The organism is Heliomicrobium undosum (genome assembly GCF_009877425.1).
Classification (GTDB): Bacteria; Bacillota; Desulfitobacteriia; order Heliobacteriales; family Heliobacteriaceae; genus Heliomicrobium; species Heliomicrobium undosum.
On record NZ_WXEY01000001.1, the window covers coordinates 1 to 26,640 of the forward strand.

Genomic DNA, 26,640 nt, shown 5'->3' on the forward strand with positions numbered 1-26,640 from the left:
TTGATAAATCAATGACGGCAATCTCTCCGTTGGTCGATTCGCTTTCTCCAATATAGTCATTTAACCACCCCTCTAAGGAGATGGGTGGTTGTGTACCGATTATCGATCCCATTCTAACGTCGGCTAGCATGGTTCGTATCCGCATAATCAAAAAATCTAAAAACTGCGAAACATTTTGCTCTTGAGCAAGCCGCTCAATATGATTAGGAAGGTCTTCCCCATTAAAATAAACTGGCGAATCTTCATCAGGGCCTTCATATCTCAGAGTCCCGCCCACTGTTCCAAGAAAACTTTTCACTGCACTTATACATAATTCAACATCTCTTCTATTAAAGGCATCGTAGAATTTTATGATTTCTCCATTCCTCTGAAATGACCTAAACTTAGAATTAGCAACAGCCTCCAAATTTGTTTTTAATAATTGGAGGTTGCTTTTGACAGTTTGGTCATAATAGGCTTTTGATGAAAAATAATCTGCATCATTTGCAAATTCTTGAACCTTTTTACCGAAATCCCCCTTTTTATCTACATAGGATAAGGCACCCATATTTAAGTCATTTATTAAAGAAACTAAACAGCTGGAAAAGTGACGCCTTAATTCAAGAGAACAATCTTCTACTAATTGGTTGGAACCATTTCTGATTTCACGCAGAGCTCGTCTTAATAGCGGTCCTTGAGTTTTTCCACTTGCTTGAGATATTGAACTCCACTCAAAACTATTCCACATCCAGGCAGGGACACGTAATTGTTTAAATCCTTCCTCATCTTCACTAATCTTTACCGTATACTTCCTAACATTCGTGCAAATGTCATCAAATGTCTTTGAATACTCACCATTAGGATCCAAAATAATAAACCTAGCGTTAAGAGCCGACTCGTCACCTTTTACTTCTTTTGCCGCCTCTAAGGACCACCGAATCAGTCCTGCAACCGAACAGGATTTCCCGCTGCCTGTATTACCCAGGACGGCTAAATGACGACCAAACAACTTGTCGGGATCCACTTTGACGGGCGCATTCGCTGCTATCGGCGCGTAGCCTATTACCACTTCAGCATTTTTATCTCGATTTTCAACGATCGCTTCTAGTTGTTCTTGTGTAGGCAATACTACAACATCGCCTACGCAGGGATAGGAATATACACCCCTGTCTAAAATATAGCCCTTTTTCTCATGATATTTAAGGATACCGAGAGGGTTTAAACTCATTTTTCGTTGAGGAAAAGGTAAATCTATTATATCAAAGTCTTTTAGGCCTTGCCTTTTGGGAAACTGGGAATGTTCTATTCCCACCCAGGAAATCATTCCAACAAGTGCGCCCGCTTCATTAGGAACGAGCGCAAACCCGTTAATCCTGGGAAACAGAGTCGGGGTTCCCGTATTAATCGCTGTATTGATTGGCGCTGTAGTATCTAGTGAAACCTTTATTTCTATGGGAGAAACAAAGTCCACAGTACCGATGGTTAAATTTCGCAGTTGGTCGTAATCTAAAATGTTGCTCATGCTTCACTCACCCCGGCTTCCTCTTCGTCTGACTTTGTGCGAGGTGGGATATCTCCGCGTTTCTCCTTAAGCTGTTGACTTTTTATAGAAATTCGATCTATGGCTGCTTTAGGAAGATAATATTCGACTAAGGTCTTTAAATTACCAAAATGATTCCCGATCAGAAGGGTGATCTGTGCAGGATTATTTTTTTGGTAAAATTGCTTTATTCGCTTAGTTCGATCGTCAAAAGCGATGATTACAATGTGTGTCGATGGAATTGTAAGCATGTCCTGAATAATCCGATTTATATGCGAATCACCGAAGCTGTATCCGTAAGTTACCAAAACTGAGTTAGGCCTGCATACGGCGTACGAAAGATCCCTAAACAATTCTGCGTACGGATAAAAAGCTGTTTCAATATCCTTTGCCGAATTGGGGTAAATCACCAACTGCTCTGGACCATTAAAGGTATCGTCCGCTGTTTGTCCAAAACCGATCGGGACCTTAATGATTTGACCGTTTTCGAATCTCCAATCGATTGAACCATGCAGCTTTGTAATTCTCGCTACACCCTCAACATACCGAGGTTCCCCACGTATTCCCGGAGGGTTATAATGATAATCTAACTCTAATTTAGTTGTTCTGAAAATAGGTTTGATTCTTCCAATAAATCTATCAATGGTGATAATGCCAGCCATATCACAACCATACTCAATAAAACGATCATAATTGGTTGTGAAGATATTGAGTCTGTCTCGTGATGCAGTTCGGCTTGAGAAACTAATTAGAAATGATTTTAAATAACTAAGTGCTAGGTCATCGTTTTTTTCTATAAATGTACGTTCGGTCCCTAGTATACTTGTAATGAAATTTTTAAGAATTGAATTAATTCTTTCCTCCAGCTCCGGTGCATCATCACTTCCCGCTATTTTCAGTCCCTTAAGCAGCTCAATCGCCGTCCTGAGATCATCCTCAAAATTAGCTTCACCGCGTCCCATCAATCCAGCAGCCTGATCCGCCCAATTTGAAATGTTCTCCTTATATTTACATTCAAACTGAAGTCTCCCCATTCCTGTCGCGGCACAATTTGCCATCGCTGTAACGGCAGTAGTGAGACCCGCACCCACCAATAAAGATAAATGTTCGCTCTGAAAAATTGCTGACAACCACGGTTCGATATGCCTTCTATAATCATTGCCTTCAATGGATTCTCCCGATTCGAAGGAACAGACCTCTCGGTTAACTTTCATTACGTTCCCTGCATCCCAATTTAGTTTTTTTTCCATATTAACCTCACCGCCAATTCTTTTATTCGGTTCTAATTACCTCATGTCATGAAAGAGAAACGGCCATTTAGTAAAATATGGTATGTTGTTCCGAATAAATCCCTTCTTAAATTATACCATAACTAATTTGGTCACAACGCACCTAAACAGGTTCTTTTTTCCTTTTTCTAGCTATTTAATAATAAAACGCAGGAGGTGTTCCCCCCTGCGTTAAGCTTGTTGCGCCTATTTTTCGAACCTATGTTTCGTCGAGGCTTTTTGTCAATGCAATTCCGCCGGGACTTCCGTTTCCAGCATCGAGAACCCGCAGCCGCCGCACTGGACACATTCATGGGGTTGGTGCACACACATCAGCAACGGGTCGATCTCCGGGGCGGGAAACATTTTAACTACTGCTTGCGTCATCTCACGCGCCTCCTTGTCTTATTCCCATGTTCAGTGTTTTCTTGTCCACCACTTTGTGAATGTGTTAACTTTCTTTTATTATAGGGTGGCGCTGAAATATTTTCAAGTCTTTTCGCAAAAATGGTAAGCCCGTTTTCGAAAAATACTGTATCCTCCCCCATCGAAGGCCCTCTCACCGCGCCCGTCCCCTCGTGGAGCCGGCGGGGCCTGCGCCGGAACTCCCCTGGAAAATAATATTTCGTTAACTTGTGCAATTTGTCATTTACTTTTCCTATCACCTCTCGTATAATATCCGGTGGTTTGCCAATAGCCAAGTAAAAACGCGAGGGGATTTGTCCAGATGAACAAGTATGATGTGGCAATCATCGGTAGCGGACCTTCCGCCATTTTCGCAGCCTACGAACTTGTCGTCACTTGTCCGACCGCCCGTGTGATCATCCTCGAAGCGGGCAGCGATATCTATGCAAGGAAATGCCCCATCGCTGAAAAAAAATCGTCCCGTTGCGTGAAGTGCAACCCCTGTGACATCATGCGGGGTTTCGGCGGCGCCGGCGCCTTCTCCGACGGCAAGTATAACTTTACCACCGAGTTCGGCGGCTGGCTCCAGGAGTACCTGCCGGCCCAGGACGTGATGGACCTCATCGATCATGTGGACCGGATCAACCTGCAGTACGGCGCGCCCTCCGATCTGTTCAGCACCGAGAAGAGCACTATCGGTAAAAAGGCCCTGGCCCATGACCTGCACCTGCTCCACGCCAAGGTGCGCCACCTGGGCACAGAGAACAACCTTCAGATCTTGAAGAGCCTCTTTGAATATCTCAACAAAAAAGTGACCCTCCTTTTCCGGACGCCCGTGTCCGCCATTACCCCGAAAGAGAAGGGCTTCCTGCTGGACATCGGCAAGCCCGAAAAGATCGAGTGCGACTACCTGATCGCCGCCCCCGGCCGGGCCGGTTCGGAGTGGTTTGCCGGCCAGTGCAAGAACCTGGGCCTGTCTCTTTTCAACAACCAGGTCGATGTGGGCGTCCGCGTTGAGATCCCCGCCGAGGTATTCCAGCACATCACCGATGAGGTCTATGAGGCCAAGCTGGTCTACCGGACCAAGCAGTACGGCGATCTGGTTCGCACCTTCTGCATGAACCCTTACGGTTATGTGGTGGCCGAAAACACCGATGGCATCATCACCGTCAACGGCCACAGCTACCGCGACGAGAAGCTGCACAGTCGCAACACCAACTTCGCCCTGCTGGTGAGCAACCGCTTCACGGAGCCCTTCAACGAACCCCACCAGTACGGCAAACGGATCGCCTCCTTCTCCAACCTGCTCGGCGGCGGCGTCCTTGTCCAGCGCTTCGGCGACCTCGTCAAAGGCCGCCGCACCAACGAACACCGCCTCGCCCAGAGCTTCACCAAACCGACCCTGAAAGCCGTCCCCGGCGATCTCAGCCTCGTCCTCCCGAAACGCCACCTGGACAACATCGTTGAGATGATCTACGCCCTCGACAAGATCGCGCCGGGCATGGCCAACAACGACACCCTGCTCTACGGCGTAGAGGTGAAGTTCTACAGCTCTCGCCTGAAGTTGACCAATCAGTTGGAGACGCAGATCGCCAACATGTTCGCCATCGGCGACGGCGCCGGCGTGACCCGCGGCCTTTCCCAGGCCAGCGCCAGCGGCGTCCATGTGGCCCGAGTGATCGCGGAACGGATGCAACAGTAATCCATAGACAAATTTGATTGGCGAAACGGAAATAAACGCCGGATGCAAAGACGCAATCCGGCGTTTTGATTTTGTCATCGGCGGGCGCAAACTCGCGGCCTCAACGGATAGATTGTTCCCAAAAAATATACCCCCTACCCCTATACAGTACAAGCATGACGGTGCTATAATATCGACGACATCAAATGAAAGGGGTATATCCTGTGCTACAGAAATATAAGAGCATCGCCTTTCTCATCCCGCTGGCCTACCTCTCCCTCGGTCTCTACTATCCCCTCTTCGGCTACGTAATGGCCCTCTGCATGGCGATCGCCATCGGCCTCTCCACCGTCGCTGGGCGCAAGTGGTGCGGCGGCCTCTGCCCCCGCGGACTCCTCTACGACAAGTTCCTCGCCTTCAACCGGAAAAAACCTGTCCCTGCTTGGCTGAAATGGAAACACGCCCGCAACATCTTTTTTGCCGTCTTCATGTCCGTCTTCGTCTGGCGGCTCACCCTGACCGGTGGCGACGTCTACAAAATCGGCTCCGTCTTCGTGACCATGGGCATCATCTCAGGCACCATCGGGCTTGTCTTGGGCATCCTCTACAAAACCCGCTCCTGGTGCGTCATCTGCCCCATGGGCGTCATGGCCAGCTGGTTCGGGGCGCTCCGCGGTCGCGCCGGCGCCATGACCATTGCCTCGGATTGCAAAGAATGCCGGATCTGTGAACGCAAATGCCCCATGCAGATTCCCATCGTCAGCTACAAGGATACCCACACCGCCCCCATCGCTGATGGTGCCTGCATCCGCTGCGGCGAGTGCGTCGGCGCCTGCCCGCGCGGCGTCATCAAGCGGAGCGGCGTAGAATCGAGCACAGGCCGTCCCGCCCAGGAGACGATCTAAAAAAGCTGACAAGAAAATAAACCCCAAAGCTGAAAACGCCCTGCCGCAAATCAACGGCAGGGCGTTTTCCACTTTATCGCAGCTTTTTGAGGAACGTTATTGCAGCCAATGCAGTTGCGGCCCGATCTCCTGCGCCTTTTCCCAGACCTCCCAGAACTCCCTACCGCTCAACCGCCGGTTCAAAGGTGGAAAGTCAGAGGCCCGGTGTTCCGGGCGGTACTGATCCATCAGGTTCACCCAGGCATCAGGGGCCACCTCTTCGACGATGAAGCGGATCACGTCCAGGCTGTTCTCAGGAAGACCCGGCAAGACGAGGTGGCGGATGAGCAGGCCGCTTTGAGCCACCCCCCGATCATCCAGCACAGGGTTTCCCACCTGCTTGTGCATCGCCCGGATCGCCTGCCGGGCCGTCGTCCCATAATCAGGGACGCCGCAGTAGCGGCGACCCAGGTCGTCGTCGGCGAATTTGAAATCCGGCAGGTAGATGTCGACGACACCGTCAAGCAGTTGGAGGACCTCCATGCTGTCGTAGCCGCCTGTGTTGTAGACGATTGGCAGGGTCAACCCCTTCTCCACAGCCAAGACAAGGGCATCCAGAATGGTCGGCACATAGTGGGTCGGGCTGACCAGGTTGATGTTTTCGCAGCCCCTCTCCTGCAGTCCTATCATCACTTCGGCCAGACGCGCCGGCGTCATCGTCTCCCCTTCCGCCTCGACAGAGATGTCAAAATTCTGGCAGAAGACACAATCGAGATTACAGTAAGAAAAAAAGATGGTCCCGGAGCCGCCGTTGCCGACGAGAGGCGCCTCCTCTCCCCAGTGCGGTCCGTAAGAGGCCACGACGGCCTCCCCACCGGCGCGGCAGGCGCCTCGCATCTGCCGGCGGTCTGTCTGACAGCGACGGCCGCAAAGCAGGCACTTCTCCCAGATGCGGTGGGCTCCTTGGGCTCGCTGTCGTAACTGTTCAATCGAAAGGCGCACGGAGATCCATCCCCCTGTTCTGCGGGAAAATACTCATCCCGCATGGATCACTTTTTCCGGTCGAAAGATCGATATATAGGGATGTATCCCCCGTTGGAAGGCAAAGCATGCGAACGCAAAAGGGATTCCCACCCTGAAAGTGAGAATCCCTTGGCCTGTTTGTCTTCGATTGGCTATGGACATAGCCGGGTCAAATCCGGATCACCGGCTTAGACACCGTCCTCACCTCGAGAACGCCCGTATCAGGAAAGGCCTCAATCGTCCGGCCGTGGCTCCCTCCCGTGTCCTCGGCGACTATGGGGATACCGAGCTTGCGCAGGATATCCTTGCAGGCCTCCGTATTGCGCTGGCCGATGCCCTTGGCGCTGTCTTCAAAGCTGAACATGCGTGCGCCGCCGGCCATCTTGGCCTTCAGCCGCATTCGCGAAGCACCGGCCTGGACCAGCATGTCGACCAGTTCCGGCACGCCCGAGTCGGCAAACTTGGCTTTTTTGTAGGTGCTGGACCGGGCCAGTTCCGTCGACGGCAGCATCACATGGACCATGCCGACGATTTTTCGCGCGTCGTCGAAGAGGGTGACCCCTACGCAGGAACCGAGGCCCAGCGTGCAGATGGAATCGGGCGCTTTGGCGATGTTGGAATCGGCGATGCCGACTTTAATAACTGCCATGGCGGTGTACTCCCAAAGCAAAAAAGATTCTGCTGAACGCCTCCGGGTCGGGCAGCAGGAAGATGTGACCCGTCGTTCCCTGGGCGATTCCGTTTCCCTTCTCCCCGCCGGGAAGGATCTCGGCGTCGATCAGGATGGCGAAGTCGCTGCTCTTTCCCGTTTCCATCAGCCCAAAACTCAGGATCGCCCCAGCCATGTCGACACAGAGGGAGGGCACGCTCGTCCGCAGATCAAAACCGGTGAAATCAGAGAGTGCCGTCAGGTAAGAGCCCGAGAGGATGTTGCCCACCTCCTGAAGCACGGACTGGGCCATCTCGGAAAGCTCCTCGCTCTCGCCTGATTCACCGGTCACGTCGCGCACCAGCGCCCCACCGTCGGCAGCGCCCATCACAAAGAGCATGTTGCCGGCGATGTCGCCTTCGATGCGGGAAAACACGGTGGACACCAGGTTTTCGGCGCCGCCCACATACTCGGTCACATCGTTAAAGGGCATGGGAAGCACCCGGTTGACGCGCATGTCGACAGGCTTGCCCAGCAGCCGCGACAGCGCTGTCGCCGCATTTCCGGCGCCGATGTTGCTCACTTCCCGCAGCACATCGAGATGAAAGTCGCTCATATCACGGATAAGGTCCTGCATGGATTTCACCTCAACTATCTCGGTCGTCACCGGATGACCTCGCCAATCCGCTTGTCAGAGACTTTGATATGGTTGACGATCCAACTGACCAGCAGATCGCGGACCTGGCCCAGGCGTTCCTGAGACAACCCTTTGTCAAGCAACTCCTTGTTGACGTCATAGACCATATTGATAAACCAGTTATGTTCTTCCCGGTGCTTCTTGAAATCGTCATAGCCGTTGCGGAGCATGATCAGTTCTTCTGCGCCAAAATGCTGAATCGTATACCCGATCAGGTAATTGACCGTTTCTTCGATCTTTCGGGCGTCCCGGCATTCTACCGCGTCGACAAAGGCGTTGACCCGTTCCACCAGTTTCTTGTGCTGATCGTCAATGATGCCAATTCCGATGGACAACTCGTCCGTCCACTCCACTCTCATCGGTCGACTCCTTTCCTGTTCCATTGATCAACCGGATCTGAAGTTGTAACGCCGGGCATTCTGTAGTCCTCATTCGTCGTACTGTGATTATAGCATACTTTAGATTTGGTTCTGTATCACCTGTTTCAGATCCGGTGAGACAAGCCTGCAAAACGAATGATCTGTTGATGACTGGCTCTGATGAGAAAGGCTTTTCATTAAAAAAAGCGATGCCGCAAAGGCTCGCTTTTTTATTCATGTTCCAAGCATTTTCCCTGTTCTCGTTACGGCACATCGCGCCTGAGGGCGCCTTCCCCTGCGGCATCGGCCTCCGCGGTTTTCTTCGGCCGGATCCAGCGGGCGATCCAGATGCTGATCTCGTAGAGCAGGTACATGGGCGCCGCCATGAGGGTCTGTGAGATCACGTCTGGCGTCGGCGTGAAGATGGCGGCAACGACGAACATGATCAAAATAGCGTACCGGCGGTATTTGGCCAGGAAATGGTGATCGACGATACCGAGGCGGACGAGGAACATGATCACCAGGGGCATCTGAAAGACAAGGCCAAAAGGGAGAATGAACCAGAGCGCAAAGGAGAGGTACTCACTGATGGAGATCATGGGCGTGAAGTCGCCAAAGGTGATCAGGAAGGTCACTCCGATCGGGTAGACCGTGTAAAAGGCGAAGACGACGCCGGACACCAGCAGCAGGACCGAGATGGGCAGGATGATGTAGACCCACTTGCGCTCATGGGGATAGAGCGCCGGCATGACGAAAGACCAGATCTTCCATAAGATGACGGGCGAGGCGAGGATCAGCCCCGCAAAAAAAGACACTTTGACGGAAGCAAAAAAACCTTCCGCCGGCCGGACGATGACAGGCTTGATCCCCAGATCGCCCATCGGTTTCGTCAGCAAGGCGATCAGTTCTTGGTTCCAGTTGTAGGCGACAGCCGTGCCCGCTACTGCGGCCACCAATGCCCAGATCAGCACCGTCCGCAATTCTTCCAGGTGATCCGTCAAAGGCATGGTTTTTTCTTCGTGATTGGATTCCGTCATGGGGCCGGTCGCCTCCTCAGAACTCCCGGAGAATCCGGTACAGGGTATCGCGCTGGGCCGGACGCTTGCCTGCGTCGCCGATAGCCCGCACGATCTCGTCCATCGGGACGCGGTGCTTTACGCCGGCGGCCCGGACGACATTTTCTTCCAGCATGGTGCCGCCGAAGTCGTTGGCGCCGAAGGCCAGGGCCACCTGGCCCATCTTGGCGCCCTGGGTGACCCAGGAGGCCTGGATGTTGGGAACATTATCGAGCATCAGGCGAGAAAGGGCAAGAGTTTTTAGATATTCGACACCCGTCGTGCCTGTTCCTCCCAAATCGGTATAATCTGGCTGATAACTCCAGGGAATGAAGGCGGTAAAGCCGCCTGTCTCGTCCTGAGCCTCCCGCACCCGGATCATGTGCCTGACCCGCTCTTCGGGGGTTTCCACGGAGCCGTACATCATGGTGGCTGTGGTGCGCAAACCGAGGCGATGGGCCGCCTGCATCACGTCCATCCAGCGCCGCCAGCCGATCTTACGCGGGCTGATCGCCTGGCGCACCCGGTCATCGAGGATCTCGGCCCCGCCGCCCGGTATCGAGTCGAGGCCGGCGGCGCGGAGCCGGCCGATGACCGCCTCCAGGGAAAGGCCCTCTTTTTCGGCCAGAAAGACGATCTCCGGCGGTGAAAAGGAGTGGATGTGGATAGGAAAGCGGGCCTTGATCGCCCGCAGGAGGTCCTCAAACCAAGCCAGTCCCAAGTCGGGATGGATGCCGCCCTGCATCAGGATCTGGGTGCCGCCGACAGCGACGGTCTCTTCGATCTTCTGAAATATCGCTTCTTGAGAAAGGACATAGCCCTCCGGGTGGCCCGGCGAACGGTAGAAGGCGCAGAAACGGCAACCGGTGACACAGATGTTGGTGTAGTTGATGTTGCGGTCAATGACGAAGGTCACCCGGCCGTCGGGGTGCAACCGTTCGCTCACCTCCCGAGCGACGGCGCCCAGCGGAAGCAGGTCGGCCTCTGTCAAGAGGATAACACCCTCCTCCAGGCTGAGCCGTTCGCCGCGACGGGCCTTTTGCAGGATACTCCGCCAGTCCAAACCCTTTGCAACGTCGCTTGTCGAGAGATTTTCCCGCATGAAGGAATCTCCTTGCGCGCCGGAGTTTTCCTGCGTCAAGGCATCCCCTTTTTCTTTATCCTTCATCTTGACCCCACACCTTCAACTTCACCGGCGCCGGCAGGACGCCGACCTTCGCCGCTTCGGCAAAAAAGGTCTCCGCCGCGTGCTGGTAGAGGTTGTCCAGATCGTAGCGGATCGTCCGGAAGTAGTCCAGCAGCAATTCCTCAGGGAACTCGTATCGCCGCCGCGCCTCGACGAGCACCTCCTGCGGGTTTTTGTCAGACCAGGTCCGAGCCTGGCGGAAAGCCTCAGCCACCCGGTCGATCTCGCCAGCCTGACGCTTGACGTAGTCGTGGCGAATGGCCCAGAGGGCGTAGACCATGGGGAGGCCCGTCATCTCTTTCCAGACGAGACCCAGGTCGATTACGTCATGAAGCCCCAACCCGCCAAGGCCGCCCTGCCGCAACGCCTCCGCCGCCTGCAGCGCGTCGTCGCCGATGAGCAGGGCTGCCGGATGCTCGGCCAGCATGGCAGCCAGATCAGGCGATTGCGGCGCCAGGGCGCAACGGATGCCGTAATGGCGCTCCAGGAGGATTTTCAGGAGCGCCACCGAGGTGGCCGACGAGGTGGTCACGGCCAGCGTCTCTCCGCGCAGTTCCCGGACAGGCCGGCGCGTAAATAGGAGGATGGAAGCGACCCGCCCATCGGCGCTGATCGACACGTCGGGCAGCACCCAGCCGGCCTGGGGTTGCCCGGCGTAAGCGATGGAGGAGATGGGCGTGATGTCCAGTTCGCCTGATAAGAATTTCTCATTCAAAAGGGCCGGAACGCCGCGGACGAACTCGGCCGTTAAGGGGACGGCGCCTGATTCAAAGGCGTAGTAGATGGGCAGCACATTCAAGTAGTCAACGCGTCCCAAACGAATCATCGTTAAAACTCCCTGCGCACGACGTTGTAGAGGGTGTCCCGTTCGAGGGGAACCCGTCCCGCGGCGCGGATCATGGCGACCAGTTCGCGGCGGGTCATGACCATGCCCGATTCGGCGCCGGCGGCGTGGGTGATCTTTTCCTCCACCACGGTGCCGTCGATGTCATCAACGCCGAAGGCGAGGGACACCTGGGCGAGCTTCGGCCCAACCATGATCCAGAAGGCCTTGATATGGTCGAAGTTGTCGAGCATCAGCCGCGCTACGGCGAGGACCTTCAGGTCGTCATAGCCGGTCGTGCGGGAGATGCCCATGTTCTCCAGTTCCGTATTCTTCGGATGAAAAGCGAGCGGAATGAAGGCCAGAAAGCCACCTGTCTTGTCCTGTTGCTCCCGCAGGCGGATCAGGTGGTCGACCCGCTCCTCCAACGTTTCGATATGGCCGTAGAGCATGGTTGCGTTCGTCTTCATGCCCAACCTGTGGGCCTCGCCGTGCACCTCCAGCCAGCGGTCGCCGGGGATTTTCTTCGCGCAGATCTTCTCACGGACGCGGGGGCTGAAGACCTCGGCGCCGCCGCCCGGCAAGGAGTCCAAGCCGGCCTCCCGGAGGATCTCCAGCACCTCCCGCACCGGTTTGCCTATCTGCTCGGCGAAGAAATCGATCTCGACGGCCGTAAAAGCCTGAATAATCGTATCAGGCATGATCGCCTTGACCCGCCGGAGCATGTCCACCTGGAACTGGAAGGGGATGTCGGGATCGAGGCCGCCGACGATATGGATCTCCGAGGGCTTGGCCGCCAGGGACTCGCGGACCTTCTCCTCGATCGTCTCCAGGTCCATTAGGTAGGCCCGCTCGGTGCCCTTGTCGACGCCGAAGGCGCAGAGCTTGCAGCGGTTGACACAGACATTGGTCGGGTTGATGTGGCGGTTGTTGATAAAGTAGACATTGTCGCCGTTCTTGCGTCGGCGGACCAGGTCGGCCAGGTAGCCGATGGCAAGCAGGTCGTTCGACTCAAAGAGGCGCAAGCCCTCTTCCTTGGACAGGCGTTCCCCCGCCTGCACCTTGGGAATCAGATCGGCCAGCGGGCTGTGGGAAAAGAAATCTTCCAACTGTATCACCCCGTTCAAGTATTCGCGGGCAAGGCCTGGCGGGAACGGTTCGTCATTGCCGGTCATCGATCAAGAGTGGAGAAACCTTGTCCGTCTAAAAAAAGATGTCCAATAAGGTAAAGAGAAACATGGTCATGCTGATGTAGCCGTTCATGGCGAAAAAGGCGGCGTCAAGACGGCTCAGGTCATTGGGGGACACCAGGGTATGTTCGTAGACCAGCAGCCCGGCCGATATGGCTACACCGACGTAGTAGAAGGTCCCTAAGCCAAGCATGAGGCCGACGGCCACTAGCAACGCCGGCGCCAGGACATGGAGCAGCCGAGAAATCATCAGCCCCCGGGCGATCCCGAAGCGCGCCGGAATCGAATGAAGCCCCTGGGCGCGGTCAAAGTCAGCGTCCTGGCAGGAATAAATGACATCAAAACCAGCCGACCAGAAAAGGACAGCGAAAGACAGCACGACGACCGGCGGGTCAACGGCTGCGTTGACGCCGATCCAAGCGCCCATGGGCGCGGCCCCCAGGGCCAGGCCGAGCACGAAGTGACAGGCCCAGGTGAACCGTTTCGTATAGGAGTAGAGGACGAGCACAAAAACGGCCAGCGGCGACAACAGCAAGGCCGTAGAGTTGAGCATGGCCGCCGAAAACAGCAACAGAGCGAAACTGAGTGCCGCATAGATCCAGGCTTCTCCGACGCCGATGATCCCACGGGCCATGGCCCGGGTGGCGGTGCGCGGGTTTTTCCGGTCGATGTGGCGGTCAATCAGTCGGTTCAAAGTCATGGCCGCTGTCCGCGCCCCCACCATGGCCATGGTGATCCAGAAGAGGACCGGCCAGTCAGGGACGCGGATCTGGGCCAATAGCGCGCCCATGTAGGCGAAGGGCAGCGCGAAGATGGTGTGTTCAAACTTGATCATTTCCAGGAACGTGCCGACCCGTCCCAGTGCGCTTGTTGAATTCGACAAGTTGTCACCCTCCCGAGAGGAAGCGGCGCGATCATTCCTACGCCGGTTTTACGCCGATGCGCCGGTTTGAGCGCGATGATGCTGTTTCTGCATGATTACTGCCTGATTAATCGAGTCCGTATTCCTTCCATCGTCGCGCCACCCGCTCACGCACCTCCGGCGACATGACCATCACCTCAGGCCACTCGCGGTTGTGCCCTTCCGACTTCCACTTGCGGGTGCCGTCGATGCCCATCTTGGAGCCGTAGTGGGGCAGCGGGGCGGCATGGTCGAGAGCGTCGACAGGTCCGTCGACGAACATGATGTCCCGGCGCGGGTCGATGTTGTTAAAGAGCCGCCACCAGACCTCGCTCATGTCCTGGACGTTCACATCCTCGTCGACGACGACAATCGTCTTGGCAAACATCATCTGGCCCATGCCCCAGAGGGAGCACATGACCTTGCGGGCATGGCCGGGGTATTTCTTTTTGATGGAGACGACGACCAGGTTGTGAAAGCCGCCCTCCCAGGGAAGGTTCATATCCACCACTTCCGGCAGGACCAGCTTCATCAGCGGCAGGAAGATGCGCTCTGTCGCCTTGCCCAGGTAGCTGTCCTCCATGGGCGGCCGGCCCACCACTGTCGCCGGGTAAATCGGGTTTTTGCGGTGGGTGACACAGGTGACATGGAAGACAGGGTAGTCATCGGCCAGCGAGTAGTAGCCCGTATGGTCGCCGAAGGGGCCTTCCCAGCGCAGTTCGTCCGGGTCGACATAGCCTTCCAGGACGATCTCGGCATGAGCCGGCACCTCGACGTCGATAGTCTCACACTTGACCATCTCGACAGGGCTCTTGCGCAAAAAGCCGGCCAGCAGCATCTCATCGATCCCCGGCGGCAGCGGCGCCGTCGCTGAATAGGAAAGGACCGGGTCGCCGCCGAGGGCGACGGCCACCTCCATCCGCTTCGACTTGCCTTTGGCGTCGGCCATGTGCTGGGCGCCCTGCTTGTGCAGGTGCCAGTGCATGCCCGTCGTGTTGCGATCATAGACCTGCATGCGGTACATGCCCACGTTGCGCTTGCCGGTAACGGGGTCTTTCGTAAAGACCATGGGCAGCGTGATAAAGGGGCCGCCATCGTCAGGCCAGGTCGTCAACACGGGGATCTTCGTCAGGTCTGGGTCGTGGTCGATGACCTCTTTCACCGGGCCGGTGCGCACCGTCTTCGGCAAAAAGTTGCCGATCTGGGCCAACTTCGGCAGGGCCTTCAACTTGTCGAAGAAGGAAGAGGCCGACACGTCTGGAACCTGCAAAAAGCTCATGATCTCGTCGCCGATCTCGTCGAGGTTGTTGACGCCCATGGCCAGGTGCAACCGCTCATAAGAACCGAGGGTGTTCGTCAGGACGGGCATGTCCGATCCCTTCACGTTTTCAAAAAGCAGGGCCGGACCGCCCTGTTTGCCCACCCGGTCGGTGATCTCCGATATCTCCAGGTAGGGATCGACTTCAGCCGTGATCCGCTTCAGCCAGCCCCGTTTCTCCAGTTCATCGATAAACTCACGGATGTCGCGAAAAGCCAAGACATGATTCCTCCTCAATTTTTGCTTTTCTGCCGTTCGTCTTCCCGCAGGTCTGCGCCCCTTATGTTCATTTCCCCGTATGTTAGCTTCCCCCGTTTTTTCCGGCAGACAACGAAAAACGGAGAAATCGCCCTCAGAAACGGCAGGACGACTCTCCGGCGCAGGTGGGGGTCAATGGGTTGCGGTATCCGGTTTGAAACCGACATGAATGGCGGCGACACCGCCAAAGAGGTTATGATAGCGGACCTTTGTCAGGCCGGCCTCCCGGAAAACGGCGCTCAATTCCTCCTGAGGCAGGAAAGCCTGGGCCGACCGGGCCAGCCAGGCATAGGGACCCTGCTGCCCCACTGACAAGCGGTCGATGACTGGGACCAGCCTGTCCACATAAAAGCCGTGAAGCGGTTTCATCGGCCACGATTGCGGCTTCGACGTTTCCAACGAAACGACGGTGCCCCCTGGTTTGACTACCCGCGTCATCTCCCGCAAGACCTGGCGAAAGTCGGGCACATTGCGTAGACCGAAGCCAATTGTGGCCGTGTCGAAGCGGTTGTCCGGAAAAGGCAGTTCCATGGCGTTTCCCTGGATAAACTCAATCTGCCTGGCGAGCTTCCCTTCCCGCTGCTTCTCCTGGGCCACGGCCAGCATGTCGGCGTTGAAATCGAGGCCAACAACAGACCCCCGCGCGCCGACCCGCTCCGCGAGCGCCTGGGCCAACTCCCCGGTGCCGCAGCAGACATCGAGGCCGGCGCCGCCGACGGGAAGCTGGGAAAGCGATGCCGCTTTACGCCGCCAGCGGGTATCCGAATTGAAGGTCATCACCTGGTTCATCAGATCGTAACGGGCGGCGATAGCGGAAAAGGTGGATTGGATAAACCGCTCCTTCTCTTCCGCAGACCGGAACTCCTCCGCCATTATGTCAACACACGCCTTCCTTTTGCTGTGTTCTTTAGCTTGCGCTTCCTCCGCTATTTTATATTACCGGAGACGCATCTTCAACGAAATAATCGCTTGCGGCTTCGGTGCGCACGTCGAAAAGCCGCCGGACAATCCGGCGGCTTCATCGAGTCGTTCGTTTCTTCACACGACAACCACTCTGGGTTTCACGATGCCTTCGAGAATCGGCTTTTCCAAGGGCAACTTCAAGCCGTCCGTCCGGACGCCGCCATGCAACTGGGACAACAGTACCCGGAAGGCCTCAGCCATCGCCCCTTGGGGGAGCGCCCGCAGCGCCTCCATCGCTTCATCCAGCCATTCAACAACCTCGTCGGACGTGGCCGCCAGGATCCGGCATCCGGCCAACAGGCCGACTGCTCGTCCCAACTGCTCCAATGCGGCCAGTTGTCTCGGCGAAGCGCCGCAGATTTCACCAGCGACCCGGCAAGCCAATACCGGCAGGCTGGCGAATTCCATCTCGCGCATCGAGGTGATATGCTCATCGGTAGCGAATCCCGGTTCAACCAACTCTTTCCGGAGGACGCCGCCCTCATGGACGCGGCACACCGTCCGGGAGATGGGCGTCAAATACTCCAGAAGCTCCCCTTCGCAGAGAAGGGAGAGGAACTGGCAGTAATAAAGATCGCCGACAAGAACGGAAAAAGGAATCGTCGCCTTTTCCAGGTGCCGAAGGCCTCTTCCTTCGTCGGGAATCGTGCGGTGAATATCCGTTCCTGTCTGAATAAACTGGACAGCGCTTGCCAGGCAGTTGGCCTGCTGGCTCGGGGCGCCGAACATACGCGCCGTGAGCAACACCAGAATGGCCGGAAACATCTTGTGCACATCATAGGAACCCAATCCCATGAAGCGAAGGTGCTGTTTTGAGATCACGGGCATCCGGTCATCGAGACGGGCCCGAACCTTCGACAACTCAGGTAAAATGGACTCCCACATTCTGATTGACATACGAAAAACACCCCTTTCCGGCCGGCAGCGATAATATAATTCTAGCACACCTGTCAAAATCCTGCCCTAGTAGATGTCTGGATAATAAAAAAAAACAAAGCCCGACAATCCACTAAGGTTTGTAAGGCTTTCGTTGAAGCTTTTTTCTGGAATGAGACGCCTTTCTTCGCCCTTCGTTTAAATCTCCAACCCGCCCCGCCTTCGCGTCGGGATTTATTTCCTGACCTTTTTTTGATTTCCTGTTAGAGCTCCCCGTTTTTATGTCTGCCCTCCATGTGTTGCCCTCCGCGTTGCTACCGCTCTTGTTGTCTACCCTTCGATTTTTTCCTTGATGGCCAGGAGCATAGACCGGGAGTTCTCTCTCACCTTTTTCACCAATAGGGGATGTAGTAAGGGCCCCAGCATGGGGATGCCCAGATCGAAATCGACGGTCAGCGTCACATGGCAGCCGCCTTCAGTTGCTTGAAATCGCCACTCCCCTTCAAAGCGTTTCACATCGCCGCTCACCTGCCGGTAGACGATCTTCCCCTCATCAGGGTAGAACTCGTCTCGTTCACGCCAACGAAAGATCCGCCCGTCGGCGTCGGTCTCCCAATCGGTCAAGGTAAAACCGTCACCGCGCTCGACGATCCGGACGGAGCGAACATCTTGCATAAACAAGGGATAATCCTCCATCCGGCTGGCCAAAGCGTAAACGTCGCGCACGGTTCCTCTGATCCACAGGCTTTCCTCCACGAAAGGCATCAGGACCGCTCCTTCCTTCCCTTCATCTTTGCTTTCCCGCTTCGTTCTTCCCGGCTCACCTCCGCGAGGAACGATCGTATGTACCACTACAGGTCTTCAACGAACTCCTCCGCTTCTCTGACCGCCCGCTCCAGCACGGCAAAAACCCGCTCCAGCGCCTCCCGGGGCACGTTCAAGGGCGGTTCCAACCGGATCACCCGGGGATTGTTCAGCGTATATCCGACGATGATCCGCTCCTCCACCATCCGGCTGATAATCCAACCACCGGCGCCTTCCTTCGTCAACTCCATCCCGATCAAAAGCCCCCGGCCGCGGACGTCGGCGATCACCCGCTCATGCCGGCTCGCCAGTTCCTTCAACCGGCTCAAGAGCCAGTCGCCTTTCTGGCGCGCATGTCCCATGAGATCCTCTTCGATGGTGACCTCGATGGCGGCCAGAGCGGCGGCGCAAGCCAAGGGGTTTCCGCCGAAGGTGCTCGTATGCAGCCAGGGATGGTCGGAGAGCGCCTCCCAGACAGCGGGCCGACCCACCACGGCGCCGATGGGCATGACGCCGCCGCCGAGCGCCTTGGCCAGGCAGAGCAGGTCGGGGACGACCCCCTCTTCATCACAGGCGAAGAGCCTCCCCGTACGTCCAAGACCTGTCTGCACCTCATCAGCGATCAGGAGAACCCCCGCCTGCCGGCAAAGGGCCTCCACCTCCTTCAGGTACCCTCGCGGGGGCACGTTCACACCGCCTTCCCCTTGAACGGGCTCTACGATAAAAGCGGCGATATCCGGGTCTTCCCCCAGCGCCTTCTCGAATGCCGCCGCGTCGCCGAAGGGAACATGGATGACCCGGGGCAAAAGGGGGAGAAAGGGCGCCCGGAATGGCTCACGCCCGGAAACGCTCAAGGCGCCGAAGGTCTTGCCGTGAAAGCCGTTGATCGTTGCGATAAAACCGCTTTTCCCCGTGGCCAGGCGGGCGATTTTGATGGCCGCCTCGACCGCCTCGGCGCCGGAATTGCAAAAGAAACAGTACTGCAGATCACCCGGAGTAATGCCGGCCAAGGCTTCAGCAAGGCTCGCCGCCGGCTTATCCAGAAGGAACCGCGCCGTTTGGGCCAAACCGTTTAACTGTTCCAACACAGAAGCGATGATCCGGGGATGGCGGTGCCCCAGGCTGAGAACGCCGAAATTGCCCAGAAAGTCGATGTATTCCCGCCCCTGTTCATCATAGACATAGCAGCCTTCCGCCCGCACAGCCGTGGAACCCATCCCCATCAAGCGGAACAGGCGCGCCGCCGCCGGGTTGATATGGCGTTCATAGGCCTCCATGACGCTTGCCATCAAACAACCCCCTCCGATCGGGCAACTTTTTCCTATGTGAATATATATTCCGTCGTGAACAAGCCATGAGATGATATGCAATTCCTTTGGCCCAAAAAAGAAAAGGTCCCGGCGAAGCCGCAGAACGGCTTTTCCGGGACGCTTTTCAGGGAAATTTTTTTGGGACGGATTCGGCAAAATGGCCTACTGCATTTGCATCTGCATGCCCATGCCCTGAGGCGACTGGTAGGAGTTGAGGAAGTTGTTCGTCGTCTTGTCCGGCATCGTCGGCACCTGGTACATGCCGCGCTGGTTCATAAACTGGAAGATCTCGTAGGCCTGATTGATGCTGGACTGGGCCGAACTGGTCATCATGGCCCGCAACGTCGGATCAGCACATTCGAGCGCCGCTTGGGTATGAAGAATCGCAGAAGCCTTCGCGCAACCCATCATCCCCGAAGCCACATCCCGGTCATCCATCTCGTTCACCGAGTTGTTCGGTGTTTGCGGTTGGGGGTTGCGCAGCCCGTAGTTGGGGCTCGACGTGCGGGGCATCCGGTAGGGAACGGCGCTGGGCGCCCCTTTGTGGTGTAGATAGTTGACTGTATTCTGATAACAGGTGCGCATGAACTGAATCTGGTTATCCAAGATCCGGGCCAGTTGCGAATCCTTCACATGGGGGCGATAGAGTTCGAACTGGTTGATCCCGTCGATGGAGTCCTGAAGGACCTCATGGACCATCAATACCTCATGGGCGCCAAACTGCTGCTGCCCGCCGCCGCCCATATTCATCCGCATGCCCACGCCTGTCGCGCCGCCGGTTGCCATCGCACCGCCAATGCCGGCACCCATGTTTGTCCCGAAGGCGTTCACTGAAGAGCCGTACACATGTTGTCCCTGATGTTGCATACCGCAAGTCCCTCCTTGATGAATGTCCGGCTTTAGACTTTCCCACAGCGCCGGAACTCATGCAGAGGGATGTTTGGTATCCAATGGAATTGGCGGGCCTGTTTCGGGGAATCCATGTGGAAACTGCGCCTTCCGTGCTCGCCTCTACTCCTTTTGCGCTGAAGCGTTCACTTCGACTTCATCCACGTCACCGGAGGCTTCGCGCGCGGCCTCGTCACCGGCAGTCGAATCTTCTTTGGCGGATCCCGATTCTTTGCGATCCTGTTGTTCCCTTTGTTGCTTCCGTTCCTTCCGCCATCGCCGCCACTGGTCGCGGAATCGCGGGTACCAGGAGCGCACGACTGCGCCGAAGCCCATCAGGGTTATCGCCAGGAGGATCAGCCAGCCGATAAGAGGCACCCAACCGAGGTGGGCCAGCAAAAAGGCGCCGATCAACACCTCGCCGATCACGCCGGGAACCTGCCAGCGCCCGAGATTCATGGCCACGCGGCGTCCCACGACGAGCGAGCCCGCCGTCCAACCGACGATCGCCGCCGCGAGGGCGGTCACGGCCAGCCCCACTGCCACAGGGATGCCGATGATGGTTACGGCGCTGAGCGCCACCAGCGGTCCCAAAGCGAGAATCGTCAAAAAGCCGATCCAGATGTTGCGAAGGGGCTGCAAAAGGATAGCGTCAGCCGCCTCTTCCGCATCTTCCCGCAGGAAGCTGTACGCGATAAAGGAAAGCGCCAGCAGACCGATCAGGACCGGGATCCAAAAGAAGATCCCGTAGGCAAAGCCTCCCTGCTCACGGACGACCACTTGCGGGGAGTTATCAGAACGTGGGGTTAACGGCGGACCATAAGAGCGGTCAAGGGCTGCAGCGTCCTCCGGCGTCACGGCGCCGGCAACGATTCGCACACCCTGCCCTTCCGGGCCGGTGATCCGCCCGAAGACCTGCGCCCCCGGTTCCATCACGATCGTATCGGCGCCGCTGCGAATGTTTCCTTTGATCTGCGCCGTCGCCTTCAGGATGACGTTGCGGGCCGTCACATCACCGTTGACGACGCCGGCCAGTTCGGCCTGCCCGTCGGTGATAACCGAACCGGAGATGATCGTGCCGGGAGCGTTTGTCACGTGCTGCGCCTTCACATTGCCGGCCACTTCGGCTTCCGGCCCGTCGAAATGTCTGCGGACCTGACCGAAACGGCGGTTCTCCTCCTGCACGGAGTCTCGGAAAATGCGAACCTCCCGGGCCGTCACATCGGCGCGCGCCTGAGCGCCCACAATGGTGACGCCATACTCGGCTGACACGGCGCCATTGACGACAGCACGGTCTTCCAGTCGAACCTCCCGAGCGGAGACAGGGCCGATCACCTGCCCCCCTTCAACAACCACACGGGATGCCGGTTCCTGGATGCTGTCGCGCTGCTCGCCGCGGCGAACGTGCAAGGTGGGGAGATTCATCGCATCAACACGGGCGCTGTCTCGATCCAATCCAGGGCCTGCATTCCAGGGAGGGGAAGCCGTCTCATACCGCGAGTTCCAGGGGACACCATGCTGCCAGGTCTGGCTCGCCGCGATCCCGGCAAGAGCGCCGGCCCCGATAAGAAAAATGACCAGCAGCAACCATTTCAATATGGACCAAAGTCGTCGCATCACCGCCACATCCTCCTAATAAAATCGGTTTTTTTTCAGCGTGTTTGTTTTACGTCATATCGCCTTCCCCGCCGTTTTGCGAGATCTGACGCCGCCAGAACCACGCGATAAGCGGGGTTGCAAGGGCTAAAAGGCCCCAGATGGGGAGTTTCGTCAAGAAGGCGGCGCCATAAAAATCGACGATCATCCCATAGACATGGCGGACGCTCTCTATCGATCTCCCCATCCGGTATAGGAAAGTCGCTTCCCCCGACTGAAGCCAGCGCTCGACGAGCGCTCCCGGTTCCTGCGCCAGCAGGGTAATTTGCGGGTATTGAGCAAGTAGATTTTTGAATCCTTCGGGCCAAACACCAAAGAGCACCAGGGCGACTAACGCCACGCCCCCCGCCCAACCGGCGGCGATCAGCGCCTGCCGCGACAGAAAGTCGAAGAAAGAATAATCGGGCTCTGACGGAATCAGAGAGATATTCTCACGTCTTGCATTCTGTTGGTTTTCCAACCGTCGATCCTCTTCCAGCACAGCCCATACGCTGTTGAGCATCCCCGGCGGAGGCGCCTCCAAGGCCAATGCATCCTGCAACAGCAGATCAAAATCCGTCCATTCACGGACCTCCTGCGCACAGTCCGGGCAGTGCTGCAGGTGTAATCGCACCCGCTCCTCCTCTGTTCGGCTCAATTGACCATCGGCGTAAGCCGACAGCAGCGGTCGTATTTTTTCACAGCCATTCACAGCAAGTCGCCTCCTTTCTCCGCCAGATCGCGCAAGGATTCCCGCAGCAGGGACTTCGCCCGGTAGAGCCTTGTCTCCACCGTTTTTTTCGGCACATTCAACACATCGGCAATCTCGGAGTAACTCAATTCATCGAGATGATACAGGGCGATAACGACCCGGTAGTGTTCCGGCAGGGACGCCACCGCTTCCCGCACCCGTTCCGCCCTTTCCCTGACGATCACCGCTGACGCCGCCGGATCAGGCGGACCCGTCGATTCGGCGGCTCGTATGCCTGCGGGGTCCTGTTCCAGCGAAAGGGCAGTCGGCTTATTCCGGCGCATCCGGTCGATGCAGTGGTTCGTGGCCAGCCGGTAGGCCCAGGTGGAAAAACGGGACTGGCCCCGGAACTGGGACAGGCTCCTGCATATCCGGATGAGCACCTCCTGGGCCGCATCCCTGGCGTCCTCCCGGTGATTCAGCAGACGATAGCACAGGTTGTAGATCGGCTTCTGCAGCCCTTCCAGGAGGATGCCCAGCGCCTCCCTGTCTCCGTTGCGGCAACGGTCGATCAGGGCGTCATTCCATTTTTCTTCCATCTGCGCAGGCATCCCCCCTTCCCCAGCCCCTGAAGCGTTTGATAACTTATCCCATTCCTGAAGCATTTGAAAACCGAGAACCGGCCGGTGAAGCGCAGTTTTTTCGCTTCTGTAGGTTTTGACGAAAACCACCGCCAATTACCCTTCAAGAAAAACGAAAAAAAGCCTTTCCCAGTTTTTGCAACCGGGAAAGGCTTTTGGTCTTCTTCATGTATTCGAAACAGTTTCGCGAGTGCTTAGTCCAGTGATCAACCCGCCTTGAATCCCTCGTCATTGGCGGCCACGTCGCCTTCCAGTTCAAAGGCCTTGTGGATGGCCTGGACGGCGCGCTTCGCGTCGGAAGCGCTGACGACACAGGAGACCTTGATCTCCGAGGTGGCGATCATGTCGATGTTGATGCCCTCGTCGGCGAGCGCCTCGAACATCATGGCGGCCACGCCGGGACGGCTGACCATGCCGGCGCCGACGATGGACACTTTGGCCAGATCGGCGTCATAGGTGAGCCCGCCGGCGCCGATGGCCTCGTTGACTTCCTTGACGACCTCGACGGCCAGTTCCAGTTCGTCCTTGCCGACGGTGAAGGCGATGTCGTTCTTGTCATCGCGCATGGCGCTCTGGATGATCATGTCCACGTTCACACGCCGTTCGGCCAGAGCCTTAAAGAGCGCGCGGGCCACACCCGGCTTGTCGGGCACGTCAAAGAGTCCGATTTTCGCCACATTCAGGTCATAAGCGACGCCTCTGACCATCATATCTTTTTCCATTTCGTCAACGACCTCCTGCACGATGGTTCCGGGGTTGTGATTGAAGCTGGACCGCACATGAATGGGCACGTTGTATTCCTTGCCCACCTCGACCGACCGGGGATGGAGCACCTGAGCGCCCAGGCTGGCCAGTTCGAGCATCTCGTCGTAGGTGATCTGTTTAAGCTTGCGCGCATTGGACACGACGCGGGGGTCGGTCGTATAGACGCCGTCCACGTCGGTGAAAATCTCGCATACATCGGCCTTCAGCGCTGCCGCTACAGCCACCGCCGTCGTATCGGAGCCGCCGCGACCGAGCGTGGTGATCTCGCCTGTCTCCGTGGCGCCCTGGAAACCGGCGACGATGACGATGTTGTCGGCGTCGAGTTCCAGACGGAGCCGCTCGGGGTTGACGTCCAGGATCTTCGCCTTGCCATGGACGTGTTCCGTCAAAATGCCCACCTGCGGGCCGGTCAGGGAAAGGACGGAATGACCCAGCTTATCGATGGCCATGGCCAGCAAGGCGATGGACACCTGTTCTCCTGTAGCCAGGAGCATGTCCATTTCGCGGGCCTTCGGCTTGTCCGTGATCTGCCTGGCGAGATCAATCAGGTCATCGGTGCTGTCCCCCATGGCCGACACGATCACGACGACCTGGTTGCCTGCCTCTTTCGTCTCCACGACCCGGCGGGCAACCCGCTTGATCCGTTCAGGGTTGGCGACAGAGGAACCCCCGAACTTTTGTACAACGATGGCCAACTCGGTTCACTTCCTTACTCAATCCAAAAGATCATGAAAAATTGACGAACAAAAAAGGTTGAAATGGGTGAAAGAAAAAGAAAAAAGATTTGCTTCGCGATGTAGTACATTATATCCAGCCGTTGCCTGGAACGGTTCTCTCTTTTTGTCGATCCATGTGGTCGATTATATCACCTTTGCGCCGACGGCGCAGGGTTTTAATTCTTTCGTCACACAGGAAACACCGTGGCGGGCGAAGGTTTCTTCCATCGCCTTGGCCACTTCCGCCGTGTTCTCCCGAGCGAAGGCGATCAGCGTCGGACCGGCGCCGCTGAGCACGGCCGCCAGCGCGCCCGCCTCCCGGGCGGCGGCGAAGACATCGCCCATGCCGGGAATCAGCGGTTCCCGGTAAGGCTGGTGCAGGCGGTCTTCCATCACCTTTGCCAGCAAGTCCCAGTCGTTATGGATGAAGGCCATGATGACCATGCTCGTGCGCGACACGTTGAAGACGGCGTCCTTGAAGGGCACCTGCGGCGGCAAGGCGTTGCGCGCTTTCTTGGTGGCCAGGGGAAAGTCGGGGATGGCGACGATGGCGCGCATCCCGTAGGGCGGCGGGATCTTGCGGCTGACCACCTCGGTCCGGTCGCCTTCGGCGATCATGGCCGAGACGACGACGCCGCCGAAGAGCGCCGGCGCCACGTTGTCGGGGTGGCCTTCAAAGCCGGTGACGATCTCCAGGATCTCCTGGTCGCTGAGCCGGTTGCCGCAGAGCTCGTTGGCCGCCACGGCGCCGCCGACCAGCGCCGCCGCCGAGGAGCCAAGGCCCCGCGCCACCGGAATCTCATTGATCAGTTTGAGCCGCAGCCCGGCCGGCGTCCGCCCGGCCAGGTCGTACACCTGGCGGACAACGCGCAAGACGATGTTCGTCTCGTTTCTGGGGATGCTGGCCGCGCCCTCCCCCTCCACGTCGACGACAAAGCCCTCGCCCGTTTCCGTCAGTTCCACATAGTTGTATAGATCCAGGGCCATGCCCAGGGTGTCAAAACCGGGCCCCAGGTTGGCCGTCGTCGCCGGGACGATCACCCGCACCGTGGGAGAGGCGGCTTCTCGCATGGTTAAAAAACCTCCCGCAGAACAGCCTCTTCTGTGGCCGGCACCATGATCGGGCCGCCGGACACCGTTTTGATCGCATTGTCAGGGTCTTTCAAGCCGTGGCCGGTGAGGACGCAGACGATCTTCGCCCCTTCGGGCAGCACACCGGCCTTGCGCTTTTTAATCACGCCGGCCAGGGAAGCGGCCGACGCCGGTTCGCAGAAGATGCCTTCCTGAGAAGCGAGCAGGCGGTAAGCCTCGAGGATCTCTTCGTCAGTCACATAATCGATAAAGCCGCCGGAGTCGCGGGCTGCCGCCACGGCGCCCTGCCAGGAGGCGGGGTTGCCGATGCGGATGGCCGTAGCCACCGTTTCCGGTTTTTCAATGACCCGGTCAAAGACGATGGCAGCGGCGCCTTCCGCCTCAAATCCGATCATCTTGGGGGTCTTGTCCACCTTGCCGGCTGCTTTCCACTCGACAAAGCCCTTCCAGTAGGCGGTAATGTTGCCGGCGTTGCCGACAGGGATGGCCAGGTAGTCGGGCGCGTCGCCCAGTTGCTGGCAGACCTCGAAGGCGGCCGTCTTCTGCCCTTCGATCCGGTAGGGGTTGACCGAGTTGACCAGGGTGATGGGGTGTTTGGCGCAGATATCGCGGACGATCTTCAGGGCTTCGTCGAAGTTGCCTTCGATGGCGATGACCTTGGCGCCGTAGATCAGCGCCTGGGCCAGTTTGCCGAGGGCGATCTTGCCTTCCGGGATGATCACAATGCACTTGATGCCGCAGCGGGCGGCATAAGCGGCGGCGGCAGCGGAGGTGTTGCCCGTCGAGGCGCACATGATCGCCTGGGCGCCCTCTTCAACCGCCTTGGCGACAGCCATGACCATGCCCCGGTCCTTGAAGGAACCGGTCGGATTGAGGCCTTCGTATTTGAAGTAGAGTTCAGCGCCGATTTGTTGGGAAAGCCGCGGCGCCGCGATAAGGGGCGTGTTGCCCTCGCAGAGCGACACCATGGGCGTCTTTTCGGTCACCGGCAGAAAGTCTTTGAATGTCGGAATGATGCCTTGCCTATTCATACTATGTTCTCC

Annotated in this window: 26 protein-coding genes; 2 read left to right on the forward strand and 24 right to left on the reverse strand. The window is 57.2% G+C overall.

Annotated elements, in window-relative coordinates; genetic code table 11:
* From GTO91_RS00005 to GTO91_RS00015, 3 genes are all read right to left on the reverse strand, one after another.
* A partial coding sequence (locus tag GTO91_RS00005; RefSeq protein ID WP_161252967.1) for a helicase HerA domain-containing protein occupies positions 1 to 1,501 on the reverse strand: 1,501 nt, incomplete at its 3' end.
* Positions 1,498 to 2,769 carry an SIR2 family protein gene (locus tag GTO91_RS00010; protein ID WP_161252971.1) on the reverse strand — a complete coding sequence of 424 codons (1,272 nt, stop codon included), beginning with the start codon at positions 2,767 to 2,769 and terminating at the stop codon, positions 1,498 to 1,500. The genes GTO91_RS00010 and GTO91_RS00005, both read right to left, overlap by 4 nt.
* 261 nt (positions 2,770 to 3,030) lie before the next feature.
* The gene (locus GTO91_RS00015) at positions 3,031 to 3,174 is read right to left on the reverse strand and encodes a hypothetical protein (protein WP_161252974.1); all 144 of its coding nucleotides are present in this window, start codon (positions 3,172 to 3,174) and stop codon (positions 3,031 to 3,033) included.
* A 340-nt stretch (positions 3,175 to 3,514) separates the two neighbouring features.
* On the opposite strand from GTO91_RS00015, the gene GTO91_RS00020 reads away from it, so the two are divergent.
* Positions 3,515 to 4,894: an NAD(P)/FAD-dependent oxidoreductase gene (locus GTO91_RS00020; RefSeq protein WP_161252977.1), complete on the forward strand. Its 1,380-nt coding sequence runs from the start codon at positions 3,515 to 3,517 to the stop codon at positions 4,892 to 4,894.
* 203 nt (positions 4,895 to 5,097) lie between these two features.
* Entirely contained in the window at positions 5,098 to 5,778 is a 681-nt protein-coding gene (locus GTO91_RS00025; RefSeq protein ID WP_161252980.1) for a 4Fe-4S binding protein, read from the forward strand.
* Between the two features lie 96 nt (positions 5,779 to 5,874).
* Here GTO91_RS00025 and GTO91_RS00030 read toward each other — a convergent pair whose 3' ends face one another.
* From GTO91_RS00030 to thrC, 21 genes are all read right to left on the reverse strand, one after another.
* Complete coding sequence (locus GTO91_RS00030; protein ID WP_328793694.1) at positions 5,875 to 6,759, reverse strand: radical SAM protein; 885 nt, start codon at positions 6,757 to 6,759, stop codon at positions 5,875 to 5,877.
* Positions 6,760 to 6,949: 190 nt separating this feature from the next.
* On the reverse strand, positions 6,950 to 7,429 hold the full coding sequence (locus GTO91_RS00035; protein ID WP_161252985.1) for a chemotaxis protein CheD: 480 nt from the start codon (positions 7,427 to 7,429) through the stop codon (positions 6,950 to 6,952).
* The gene (locus GTO91_RS00040) at positions 7,416 to 8,096 is read right to left on the reverse strand and encodes a chemotaxis protein CheC (RefSeq protein WP_328793695.1); all 681 of its coding nucleotides are present in this window, start codon (positions 8,094 to 8,096) and stop codon (positions 7,416 to 7,418) included. Before GTO91_RS00040 ends, GTO91_RS00035 begins: the two co-directional genes overlap by 14 nt.
* Complete coding sequence (locus tag GTO91_RS00045; RefSeq protein WP_161252987.1) at positions 8,093 to 8,485, reverse strand: bacteriohemerythrin; 393 nt, start codon at positions 8,483 to 8,485, stop codon at positions 8,093 to 8,095. Before GTO91_RS00045 ends, GTO91_RS00040 begins: the two co-directional genes overlap by 4 nt.
* Before the next feature lie 263 nt (positions 8,486 to 8,748).
* Positions 8,749 to 9,522 (reverse strand): twin-arginine translocase subunit TatC, encoded by a 774-nt coding sequence (gene tatC, locus GTO91_RS00050; RefSeq protein ID WP_161252990.1) that lies wholly within the window; start codon positions 9,520 to 9,522, stop codon positions 8,749 to 8,751.
* 16 nt (positions 9,523 to 9,538) lie between these two features.
* On the reverse strand, positions 9,539 to 10,708 hold the full coding sequence (gene mqnC / locus GTO91_RS00055) for a cyclic dehypoxanthinyl futalosine synthase (RefSeq protein ID WP_407929505.1): 1,170 nt from the start codon (positions 10,706 to 10,708) through the stop codon (positions 9,539 to 9,541).
* On the reverse strand, positions 10,698 to 11,552 hold the full coding sequence (locus tag GTO91_RS00060; protein WP_161252994.1) for a menaquinone biosynthesis protein: 855 nt from the start codon (positions 11,550 to 11,552) through the stop codon (positions 10,698 to 10,700). Before GTO91_RS00060 ends, mqnC begins: the two co-directional genes overlap by 11 nt.
* 2 nt (positions 11,553 to 11,554) lie before the next feature.
* Positions 11,555 to 12,658, reverse strand: coding sequence for an aminofutalosine synthase MqnE (mqnE, locus tag GTO91_RS00065; RefSeq protein WP_161252997.1), 1,104 nt, complete (start codon positions 12,656 to 12,658; stop codon positions 11,555 to 11,557).
* Positions 12,659 to 12,752: 94 nt separating this feature from the next.
* Positions 12,753 to 13,622, reverse strand: a complete 870-nt coding sequence (locus GTO91_RS00070; RefSeq protein ID WP_161253000.1) for a UbiA-like polyprenyltransferase — start codon at positions 13,620 to 13,622, stop codon at positions 12,753 to 12,755.
* Positions 13,623 to 13,728: 106 nt separating this feature from the next.
* Positions 13,729 to 15,177 (reverse strand): menaquinone biosynthesis decarboxylase, encoded by a 1,449-nt coding sequence (locus tag GTO91_RS00075; RefSeq protein WP_161253004.1) that lies wholly within the window; start codon positions 15,175 to 15,177, stop codon positions 13,729 to 13,731.
* A 171-nt stretch (positions 15,178 to 15,348) separates the two neighbouring features.
* A complete protein-coding gene (locus tag GTO91_RS00080; protein ID WP_161253006.1) occupies positions 15,349 to 16,089 on the reverse strand; it encodes a demethylmenaquinone methyltransferase in 741 nt (246 codons plus the stop codon).
* Positions 16,090 to 16,254: 165 nt separating this feature from the next.
* Positions 16,255 to 17,040 (reverse strand): polyprenyl synthetase family protein, encoded by a 786-nt coding sequence (locus GTO91_RS00085; RefSeq protein ID WP_161253009.1) that lies wholly within the window; start codon positions 17,038 to 17,040, stop codon positions 16,255 to 16,257.
* Between the two features lie 345 nt (positions 17,041 to 17,385).
* Complete coding sequence (locus tag GTO91_RS00090; RefSeq protein WP_161253011.1) at positions 17,386 to 17,820, reverse strand: aromatase/cyclase; 435 nt, start codon at positions 17,818 to 17,820, stop codon at positions 17,386 to 17,388.
* A gap of 86 nt (positions 17,821 to 17,906) precedes the next feature.
* A complete protein-coding gene (locus GTO91_RS00095) occupies positions 17,907 to 19,148 on the reverse strand; it encodes an aspartate aminotransferase family protein (RefSeq protein WP_161253016.1) in 1,242 nt (413 codons plus the stop codon).
* A gap of 183 nt (positions 19,149 to 19,331) precedes the next feature.
* Complete coding sequence (locus GTO91_RS00100) at positions 19,332 to 20,036, reverse strand: spore coat protein (RefSeq protein WP_161253019.1); 705 nt, start codon at positions 20,034 to 20,036, stop codon at positions 19,332 to 19,334.
* Between the two features lie 144 nt (positions 20,037 to 20,180).
* Positions 20,181 to 21,674: a polymer-forming cytoskeletal protein gene (locus GTO91_RS00105; RefSeq protein ID WP_235918872.1), complete on the reverse strand. Its 1,494-nt coding sequence runs from the start codon at positions 21,672 to 21,674 to the stop codon at positions 20,181 to 20,183.
* Positions 21,675 to 21,723: 49 nt separating this feature from the next.
* Positions 21,724 to 22,404 carry an anti-sigma factor gene (locus tag GTO91_RS00110; RefSeq protein WP_161253024.1) on the reverse strand — a complete coding sequence of 227 codons (681 nt, stop codon included), beginning with the start codon at positions 22,402 to 22,404 and terminating at the stop codon, positions 21,724 to 21,726.
* On the reverse strand, positions 22,401 to 22,982 hold the full coding sequence (locus GTO91_RS00115) for an RNA polymerase sigma factor (RefSeq protein WP_161253026.1): 582 nt from the start codon (positions 22,980 to 22,982) through the stop codon (positions 22,401 to 22,403). The genes GTO91_RS00110 and GTO91_RS00115 overlap by 4 nt, the downstream gene beginning before the upstream one ends.
* A gap of 248 nt (positions 22,983 to 23,230) precedes the next feature.
* Complete coding sequence (locus GTO91_RS00120; RefSeq protein WP_161253029.1) at positions 23,231 to 24,484, reverse strand: aspartate kinase; 1,254 nt, start codon at positions 24,482 to 24,484, stop codon at positions 23,231 to 23,233.
* 165 nt (positions 24,485 to 24,649) lie between these two features.
* Positions 24,650 to 25,576 (reverse strand): homoserine kinase, encoded by a 927-nt coding sequence (gene thrB / locus GTO91_RS00125; RefSeq protein WP_161253032.1) that lies wholly within the window; start codon positions 25,574 to 25,576, stop codon positions 24,650 to 24,652.
* A gap of 2 nt (positions 25,577 to 25,578) precedes the next feature.
* On the reverse strand, positions 25,579 to 26,628 hold the full coding sequence (gene thrC, locus GTO91_RS00130) for a threonine synthase (protein ID WP_161253036.1): 1,050 nt from the start codon (positions 26,626 to 26,628) through the stop codon (positions 25,579 to 25,581).
* Positions 26,629 to 26,640: the final 12 nt, after the last annotated feature.